The following is an 8,143-nucleotide window of genomic DNA, read 5'->3' on the forward strand; positions in this document are numbered from 1 at the left end:
GCGCCGGCGTCTTCGCCCTCGGCTTCTTCATGCGGCCGATCGGCGGCGCATTGTTCGGCGAGATCGGCGATCGTTTCGGGCGCCGGCGCGCGCTGACGCTATCCGTTCTCTTGATGTGCCTCGGCTCGCTCATCGTCGCCGCCACGCCCGGCTATGCGACCATAGGCGCGGCGGCGCCGGCGCTGCTCCTCTTCGCGCGGCTGCTGCAAGGCCTCAGCCTCGGCGGTGAATATGGGTCGTCGGCCACTTATCTCTGCGAGATGGCCGCCTCGCGCCATCGCGGATTCTATTCGAGCTTTCAATATGTCACGCTCATCGGCGGGCAGCTGACGGCGCTGCTGGTGCTGCTCGTCCTGCAAAATCTCGTCTTCACGCCGGAGGAATTGCGCGCCTATGGCTGGCGCATTCCTTTCGCGATCGGCGCAGGGCTGGCGCTGTTCGCGCTGCTCATGCGGCGCGATCTCGAGGAGACGCAGGCGTTCACTTCCGAGGCGTCGCCGCGGCGCCGCAGTTCCTTGCGCGCGCTCGCCTCTTATCCGCGCGAGGCGGCGACCGTGGTCGGGCTGACCATGGGCGGCACGCTCGCCTTCTATGTCTACACCACCTACATTCAGAAATTCCTCAAGCTCTCCGCCGGGCTGAGCGACGCGCAGACGACATGGATCAGCGCCGGCTCGCTCATTTTCGCCATGGCGCTGCAGCCGGCCTATGGCGCGCTGTCGGATCGCATCGGCCGGCGTCCGCTGCTCATCGCCTTCGGCGTGCTCGGGACGCTCTTCACCGTGCCGCTGATGACGGCGATCCAGACCGCGCGCGGTCCTTGGACGGCCTTCGCGCTGGTGCTGGCGGGCTGGCTCATCGTCGGCGCCTATACGTCGATCAATGCGCTGGTGAAGGCGGAGCTGTTTCCGGCCTCGGTGCGGGTGACGGGCGTCGCCGTGCCTTATGCGATCGCGGTCTCGCTGTTCGGCGGCACGGCCGAATATGTCGCGCTCTGGTTCAAGAGCGAGGGGCGCGAGAGCTGGTTTTATTATTATATCAGCGCGGCGATCTTCTGCTCGCTGATCGTCTATGCGCAGATGCCGGAGACGCGCTCCGCCTCGCGTATCGACGCGGAGCGCGCCCGCTGACAATCTCCTTCTCCCCGCCTTGCGGGGAGAAGGAAGGCGGCGAAGGCTGCGCGAAGCGATAATCCGACCGATCGCCCGTCAGGCGGCGGCGCCGCCGGCGAGCCGCGGCGCGAAGGGCGAAGCGGCCGCGGGTAGGGCGAGGCCGGCCGCCTCGCGTATGGCCTGCACTGGCGTGCGCGAGAAGGATTCGACGCAGAGCGCGATCTTCGATGTCGAGGCGCCGTCGAGCAGTGTGGCGAGGCCGGCGCGATCGAGCGGCTCCTCGTCCCAATAGGCGACGGCGAGGCTCTGCGGCACGATCTCATGCGCCGCCATCAGCCGCGGCGAATGGCGCACGAACTGCCCATAGAGCAGATATTCGGAGAAGGCGCGCGTGCGGCACAGCGCCAAGAACCAATCGACGCCGGTGGCGTCCTCGATCGCGCGCGTCATCGCGCGCACGGCGTCCTTGTCCCAGACGATGAGATTGCCGATGTGATCGTCGGCCGGAAAGCTGCTCGGCGGCAGGCCCAGAAGCCGGTCGCCATTGGCGATCCATTTGGCGTGCAGCGGCGCATCGGCGGAGATCGCCCCGCGCGCGATATAGAGCGGCGAGCGGGCGCCGCCGGCATAGGCGCCGATATCGAAACGGCGGATGATCACATTGTCGGAATCGACGATGCAGAAGCGCTGTTCCGGCAATTGCAGCACGGCGGCGATCTTCAGCATCTGCTGAATGTGCCAGCCATGCACAGGCCGCGAGCGGAAGGACCACCACACGCGTCGCCCGTTGCGCATCAGAAAGGGCGGCACCAGCCGCAGCCAGCGCGGCAGAAAGCGCGAGCAGGGCAGGATAACGCGGCGCGGGCCGGCGAATTCCGCGAACAGCTCCATATCGTCGTCATTGACGATGACATAGTGCCGCTCATAGCCGGTGAGGCGGCGGTCGATGCTCTCGCAGAGCAGAGCGAAGCGCTCGCGGTCGGCGCGATGGGTGGGCGTGATGAGCGCGATCGGTCGTTCCATAGGCATTCCCCCGATGACATTGGAGCAGGCCGCCGCCGTGCCAAATTGGGACAGTCGTCCGGTTTCTCGCATGAGGTCGCAAAGCCCGGGCCGGTCAGCCGCGAATCTTGAATTCGGCGAGAAAGCGAATGCCGAAGAGGGCGAAGAGCATGCCGATCCAGCCAGGATTGGCGCGATCGAACAGAAAGCTCTCGAGCGAATTGAGATAGAGGCTGAACATCCAAATCTGCAGGAAAAGCAATGACACCGCCGGCTCGTCGCCGCGCGCGCAGACGCGACGAACGTCGCGCGCCGGCTGCACGATCAGCGCCGCGAAGGCGAAGGCCAGTCCCGGCAGGCCCATGGCCAGCACTGTGTCGAGATAGCCATTATGGGCATGGGCCGCGTTGCCGGCCCAGATCGTCGTGTCCTCGCCGCCGAAGCGCAGCGCCGCAGTGGCCCAGAATCCGCCGAGCCCATGTCCGAAGATCGGCGTCTCGCCCGCCTTGGGAATGGCGAAGGTCCAAATATCGGTGCGGCCGGTGAAGGAGGCGTCGAGCGGCAGCGCCGCGGCGATCGCGCCGAGCTGCGGGAAGAGAATGGAGCCTATGCCGAAGAAATTCAGCAGCGCCAGCGGCGAGAAGACGATGATCGACCACAGGACGACATTGCGCGTGCGCTCGGCGAGCAGCGAGAGCAAGATCGTCGTGATGCAGATGGCGGTCGAGCTCTTGCCGCCCGAGCAGAGCACGAAGACGAGCGAGAGGACGAAGATCGCCCAGCCCTCGGCCGTGCGGCCGGCGCGCAGCACGAAAATGCCGATGAAGGTCAGCATGGAGAAAACGGCGCTGGCGACATTCTTATGGCCGAACACGCCGCGCCAATCGCCGGCGAGCTGCGGCTCGCCGATGTCGGTCGCCTGATGGATCGTGTAATGCGGCAGGAAGACGAGGCCGAAATAGGAGAGGCCGACGATGATGAGCGCGACGATGCTCAATAGCTTGGCGAGATCGTCGCGGCCGCGCGGCAATAGGAAGAGCGAGAGGCAGCAGGTCCCGACGCAGCCGAACATCACCACGCGCTTCAGCGAGTTGGATATCTCGTGTGAGGTGACGAGCGTCACGCCGATCCAGCCGGCCAGCGCGATATTGGTGGGCGTGGCGAGCGCGGCGAGCGCCGGCCGATCGGTCCGCCAAATATAGAAGAAGGACGCCGCCGCCATCAGGCCGAAGGCGGCGTAGAGCTGAAAGTCGCGGCCTTCCGCCAGCTCCAGCGTCTCGGGCGAAGCGAGATCGGCGAAAGGCGAGAAGGTGATCCAGCCGACGAGCAGAATGGCGCAGAACAGGATTCCGCGGCCGTCGATCTCATCCAGCCCCCCGGCCGAGGAGGCGCTCATATCCGTCATGAGGAATAGCGATAGGGCTGCGGCATCGCGCCGACCGAGGCCAGCAGCCGGCCGACGGCAATGCCGATCGGATGCGTGGCGGCGAGCGGATGCTTGGAGTCTCGCAGCATGCGCAGCGCGCGTTGCAGCGAGACCGGGCCGAGCGCGAAATTCTTGGCGATGAGCAGCAGGCGCTGACGCAGGCTGTGCGCCGCGAGCCGATCGATGCTGTAATTGATCGCGCCCGTGGCGAGGCTACGGCGCAGCACCCAGCCGAGCGCGAGCCGGCCCGGCGTCACCTGCTCATAGATCTGCGCCTCCTGGCGCCAGAAGAAGGTGAAGCCGGCGCGGCGGCAGCGCGTGAAGAATTCGGTGTCGCCGCCGCCGAGAAAATTGAATCTCGTATCGAGCGTTGGCTCGGCGAGCCCGTCGAACACCTCGCGCCGCAGCAGGCAATTGCCAGTGCCATAGATGATCGGCACCGGGCCGGTCTCGCCGAAGGCCGGCCAGAACACCGGATGATCGCGGAAGGCGGGCTTGGCCTCCTCCGGGAAGATGGGCGTCACCGGGCCGCCGACGATATCGGCGCCTTGGCGCGCGCTGGCGACCATCTCCTCCAGCCATTGTGGCTCGGCGCGCTCGTCATCGTCGATCATCAAGAAATATTTGGCCGCGGGATAGCGCTCCCGCGCGAGGCGAAAGGCCGCGTTGATCGCATGGACATTGCCTTGGCGCGGCTCCACCGCGGCGAGACCGGAGAGGCGGCCGTCGCGAAAGAAGGATTGCGCCACATCGAGGCCGACTGGCGCGGCCGCGTCATTGTCCACGACGACGACGGCGAAGGCGACTTGCGTCGTCTGCGCTTCGATCGACTCCAGCGTCGTCCGAAGCATTTCGGGACGGCGGAAGGTCGGAATGCAGACGACTGCCTCGACGTGAGAGGCGTCGCCGATTGATTCGAGGAGAGGTCGAGAAATTTGTGTCATTCCAGATTCGTCATCAGGGTGAAGGCGCCGAGCGTCGCCATGGTCAGAGCGCTCGCCATCGCTCTGTGATTGTCGCGGCCGGGATCCGCGTCGCGGGCGGCCGCCTGGAGAAAAAAACTCATCTTCTCCAGCAGCGCCTCTCGCGAGAGCGCGGAAGAGAGCGCGTGATCGGCGCCGTCGATGACGTCGATCTCGACATTGGGGAGATGTCTCAGGAAACGCGCGTCCGGCCCGAAGCAGACGTCCATCACCTCTCTGCCGACGTCATGGTCGCCATGCAGCATGAGGATGCGAACGCCGCGCGCCGCCAGCTTCGAGAAATTGGCTCGCGCCTCGCGCGCCTTGCCATGCGCGAGGCCGAGGCGTTGCGCGAGCGCTCCAGCCAGGGCCGAAGCCTTGCGGCGGAGCAGAGCGGAAGCGATATCGACGAGCTTGCCGAGCGACACCTCGCCATTGGCGACGCGCGCCCAAGCGCGGGCGCTCATCGCCTTGCTGACGTATGTGTGTGTCGCCGCAAAGCCCATCTCGAGCAGCTTCTCGCGCTCTTCGCCCTCGACCTTGCCGAAGACCTGGAGATTGGCGAGCGCGAGGGTCTTCACGCGCGCATCGGCGAGGGCGGCGTAGAGCGCGAGCGCCGCGCCGCTGCACACGCCATAGAGCGTCACATTCTCGAGCCCGCGCATTTCGAGAAAGTCCAGCGCGGCCGAGACATCCTCCGCGCGCGCCGCGTCATAGAGAGCGGCGCGCGGCCCGTTTTCGACGACGGCGGAATCGCCTATGCCGAGCGTGTCCATGCGCAGCGAGGCGAAGCCGAGACGCGTCAGAGCGCGGGCGAAATCGACAGTGGAGCGGCCGCAGCCGATATGGTGATTGGCGCCGGTGTCGAGCATCAGCACGGTCATCTTGGGCTTGCCGCGCGGCAGGCACAGCACGCCGGCGAGCTGTCGATGCTCGCCGAACACGACGCCCCGCTCGATGAAATGCTCTGTGGCGAGCGCGCCTTGCGGCGGCCGAGCGGTCAGCGCTGCGCCCGCGCCCTCGCTGGCGAAGGCGACGACGGCGTCGAGATCCTCGAGCGGCGGCGGCGGCGGCATGGGCGCGGGCGTCAGCGCGCGATAATCGAGAAGCTCGCGCGTCTCGACAGCGGCGCCGAGCGATTGGAGCCGCTGCAGATAGTCCGGCGCCGGCTTCGCCGCTGGATCGTGCAGCACCAGCACACGCTGGGCCGGCGCGGCCTCGAGCCGCGTCAGATCGATGCGCTTCACCGCCGCCGCCATGGGCTGGTTGATTGTGAATCCTTCGAGATGAATATCGTCGCCGCTCGTCGCCGCGGCGATGCTCGCCTCCGGCGTCGCGCCGCTCGCCGCCAGAACGCGCGCCATCATCTTGAGCTCGCGCAGATAGGAGGAGCCCTTCACCACGGGCGCGATCTGCGCCAGGCGCTCGACGCCGCCGACCTCGGCCGCGAGCGTCGCGCCGAGACGCAGGCCGACCAGCGCCACCTCGCGCACGCCGATCACCTCGCGCATCCAGCGCACAGCTAAGCGAATCTGCTCGCGCCAGGCGTCGACGATCGCCGGATCGGCAGGATCGCCGAGGGAATCGCCCTCGCCCGGATAATCGAAGCGCAGAGTGGGGAGGCCCGCCGCCGCCAGACGATCGGCGAGCACACGCCAGGACTGATGCGCGCAGAGACCTTCATAGCCGATGGAGGCGCACATGACGACGCCGCGGTCGCCGTCCGCGTGATGCAGCCAGCCGAAGCTCTCGCCGATCGTCACCGGAGTGGAATTCATATCCTCGACTCGCTCACGCTCACGCATAATCACACCATGCTCGGTTTAAGGCTTTGTTCCGGAAGCCGCGATCTCTTCTTACGTTCAGGCTTTCGACTCGGTTTCAAATCGGCGCAAAAAACGCCAGCCCGCCGTAAAGAAGAAGAAACCATGCCAGCGCGCATCCCGCCGCCCGCTGGCATGAATCTTCGAGATTTTTGCACGCCGGCCGAATGTGCGTCCCAGAATGGCGCAGCGGCTCCCCGCTAAAGGACAAGGACAGCAGCGCCCATGCTCGCCAGGCAGACCGTCGTCTATTTCGCGGCCAATGTGTTCTCCGCAATCTTCGGCCTGCTCAACACGATCGTGTTCACGCGCGTCTTCGCCGTCGCGGCCTATGGCGATTATCTGCTGGGCTTCGCCTTCGCCACGCTTCTCGCCACTCTGCTCTCGAGCGCGTTGAAGCTCGCCATATTGCGCGAGCAGGCGAAGGGCGACGGCGCTGATATTCGCGGCGCGATCCTCGCGGCAATGGCGTTGCTCGCGCCGGCCGCTCCTTTGTTCTTTTCCGTGGCGCGGATGACGGGCCTCGCCGCGCCGGTCTCGGCGGCCGCCGTTATGCTGGCCTTCGCCGTCACTCTCTATGAGACGAGCCAGGAATCGCTGCGCGCGGCGCAGAAGGCGGTCGATTATCTGCGCGGCACGGTCTATCGCGCGCTGCTGGTCTCGGCGCTCGGCGTCGCTGTCGCTTTCGCGAGCGCCAGCGGAGCGGCGCTGCTGGTCTCATCTTCCATTGCGCTGGTCGCGGCGACGGCGCTGTTCTGGCGCGCTTCCTGGGGCGACGCCCGGCCGAAGCTCGATCGCGCGCGCCTCGTCGAGATCGCCAAGGCCGGCCTGCCTTTCACCTTCTCCATGTCGCTGATGGCGCTGGCGAGCGTCGCCGATCGCTTTCTGCTCGCCGAGCTTTCCGGTGTCGCCGACGCCGGCCGGTACGGCGCCAGCGTCGATCTCGTGCGGCAGGCGCTCATCATTCCGGCGATCAGCGTTTCTACCGCCTTCGTCCCGATGGCGGTGCGGCTGCTGGCCGAGCGCGGCGAGGCGGAGGCGCGCCGCCATCTGGAAAAATCGATGGAGCTGCTGCTCGCCGTGGCGCTGCCGGCCTGCGTCGGCTTCGCGCTCGTCTCGCCGCAGATCGCCGATCTCGTGCTCGGGCCAGAGTTTCGCGAGACCGGGAGCTGGGCCATGCCCATTCTGGCGATGGCGGTGGTGTTCCAGATTCTGACGCAGCAATATCTGCACACGAGCTTTCTGCTCTCCAACCGCAACAGCTTCTATCTGATCAATACGGGCTCGATCCTCGCCTTCAATCTCATCGTCTCGGCGCTGCTGATCTATCGCTTCGGCCTCGCCGGCGCGGTGTGGGGGCGGCTCGCAGCCGAAATCTTCGGCTGCGCGCAAGCCTATGCGCTGAGCCGCGCCGCTTTCGCCATGCCGCTGCCATTCGGCCGGCTCGCGCTCGTCGGCGCTGCGACGGCGGCGATGGCGGCCACAGTCCACATGCTTTCGGCGAAGGTCTCGGCGCTGCCGCCGGCGCTCGCGCTCATCCTATTGGTGGGCGCTGGCGTCGCCGCCTATGCGCCGATCGCTCTCACCTTCGATCTCGCGGAAGCGCGCGCGCTCATCGGCGGCGTGGCGCGGCGCCTCGGCGCGCGCGCCTGTCGAAGCGAAGCCGCTTAGCCCTCACCAATTATAATAGGGGCGGGCGCAGACATTCACCCAGCCGCCACGGCGCGGCGACCATCGATAGCAACGGCTATAGCTGCTGCGGCCGCTGTAGTAGTGCGGTTGTCCCCAGCCGCCCCCGCCGCCATGAGCCCAGCCTCC

6 protein-coding genes are annotated in these 8,143 nt (G+C 66.8%); 2 read left to right on the forward strand and 4 right to left on the reverse strand.

Translation table 11 applies throughout. The annotated features are described in order from the left end of the window. Positions 1 to 1,130, forward strand: a 1,130-nt coding sequence (locus tag A1351_RS02060) for an MFS transporter (protein WP_064032022.1), incomplete at its 5' end; no start/stop codon positions are given. A gap of 78 nt (positions 1,131 to 1,208) precedes the next feature. On the opposite strand, the gene A1351_RS02065 is transcribed toward A1351_RS02060, so the two are convergent. The 4 genes from A1351_RS02065 to A1351_RS02080 form a co-directional block, all read right to left on the reverse strand. Then, the gene (locus A1351_RS02065; protein ID WP_024878810.1) at positions 1,209 to 2,135 is read right to left on the reverse strand and encodes a DUF6492 family protein; all 927 of its coding nucleotides are present in this window, start codon (positions 2,133 to 2,135) and stop codon (positions 1,209 to 1,211) included. 94 nt (positions 2,136 to 2,229) lie between these two features. Next, positions 2,230 to 3,519: an O-antigen ligase gene (locus tag A1351_RS02070; protein ID WP_026597826.1), complete on the reverse strand. Its 1,290-nt coding sequence runs from the start codon at positions 3,517 to 3,519 to the stop codon at positions 2,230 to 2,232. Continuing rightward, on the reverse strand, positions 3,516 to 4,484 hold the full coding sequence (locus A1351_RS02075) for a glycosyltransferase family 2 protein (RefSeq protein ID WP_064032023.1): 969 nt from the start codon (positions 4,482 to 4,484) through the stop codon (positions 3,516 to 3,518). The genes A1351_RS02070 and A1351_RS02075 overlap by 4 nt, the downstream gene beginning before the upstream one ends. After that, positions 4,481 to 6,280: a hypothetical protein gene (locus A1351_RS02080; RefSeq protein ID WP_064032024.1), complete on the reverse strand. Its 1,800-nt coding sequence runs from the start codon at positions 6,278 to 6,280 to the stop codon at positions 4,481 to 4,483. Before A1351_RS02080 ends, A1351_RS02075 begins: the two co-directional genes overlap by 4 nt. Positions 6,281 to 6,550: 270 nt before the next feature. On the opposite strand from A1351_RS02080, the gene A1351_RS02085 reads away from it, so the two are divergent. Then, positions 6,551 to 7,996, forward strand: a complete 1,446-nt coding sequence (locus A1351_RS02085; RefSeq protein WP_064032025.1) for a lipopolysaccharide biosynthesis protein — start codon at positions 6,551 to 6,553, stop codon at positions 7,994 to 7,996. The last annotated feature ends 147 nt before the right edge of the window (positions 7,997 to 8,143 follow it).

Origin of the sequence: Methylosinus sp. R-45379 (genome assembly GCF_001644125.1) — a bacterium.
Taxonomy (GTDB): domain Bacteria; phylum Pseudomonadota; class Alphaproteobacteria; order Rhizobiales; family Beijerinckiaceae; genus Methylosinus.

Bases quoted from the DNA above. Each gene is read 5' to 3' on its own strand.
- A1351_RS02065 (WP_024878810.1), bottom strand. From the start codon at position 2,135: ATGGAACGACCGATCGCGCTCATCACGCCCACCCATCGCGCCGACCGC.
- A1351_RS02070 (WP_026597826.1), bottom strand. From the start codon at position 3,519: ATGACGGATATGAGCGCCTCCTCGGCCGGGGGGCTGGATGAGATCGAC.
- A1351_RS02075 (WP_064032023.1), bottom strand. From the start codon at position 4,484: ATGACACAAATTTCTCGACCTCTCCTCGAATCAATCGGCGACGCCTCT.
- A1351_RS02080 (WP_064032024.1), bottom strand. From the start codon at position 6,280: ATGAATTCCACTCCGGTGACGATCGGCGAGAGCTTCGGCTGGCTGCAT.
- A1351_RS02085 (WP_064032025.1), top strand. From the start codon at position 6,551: ATGCTCGCCAGGCAGACCGTCGTCTATTTCGCGGCCAATGTGTTCTCC.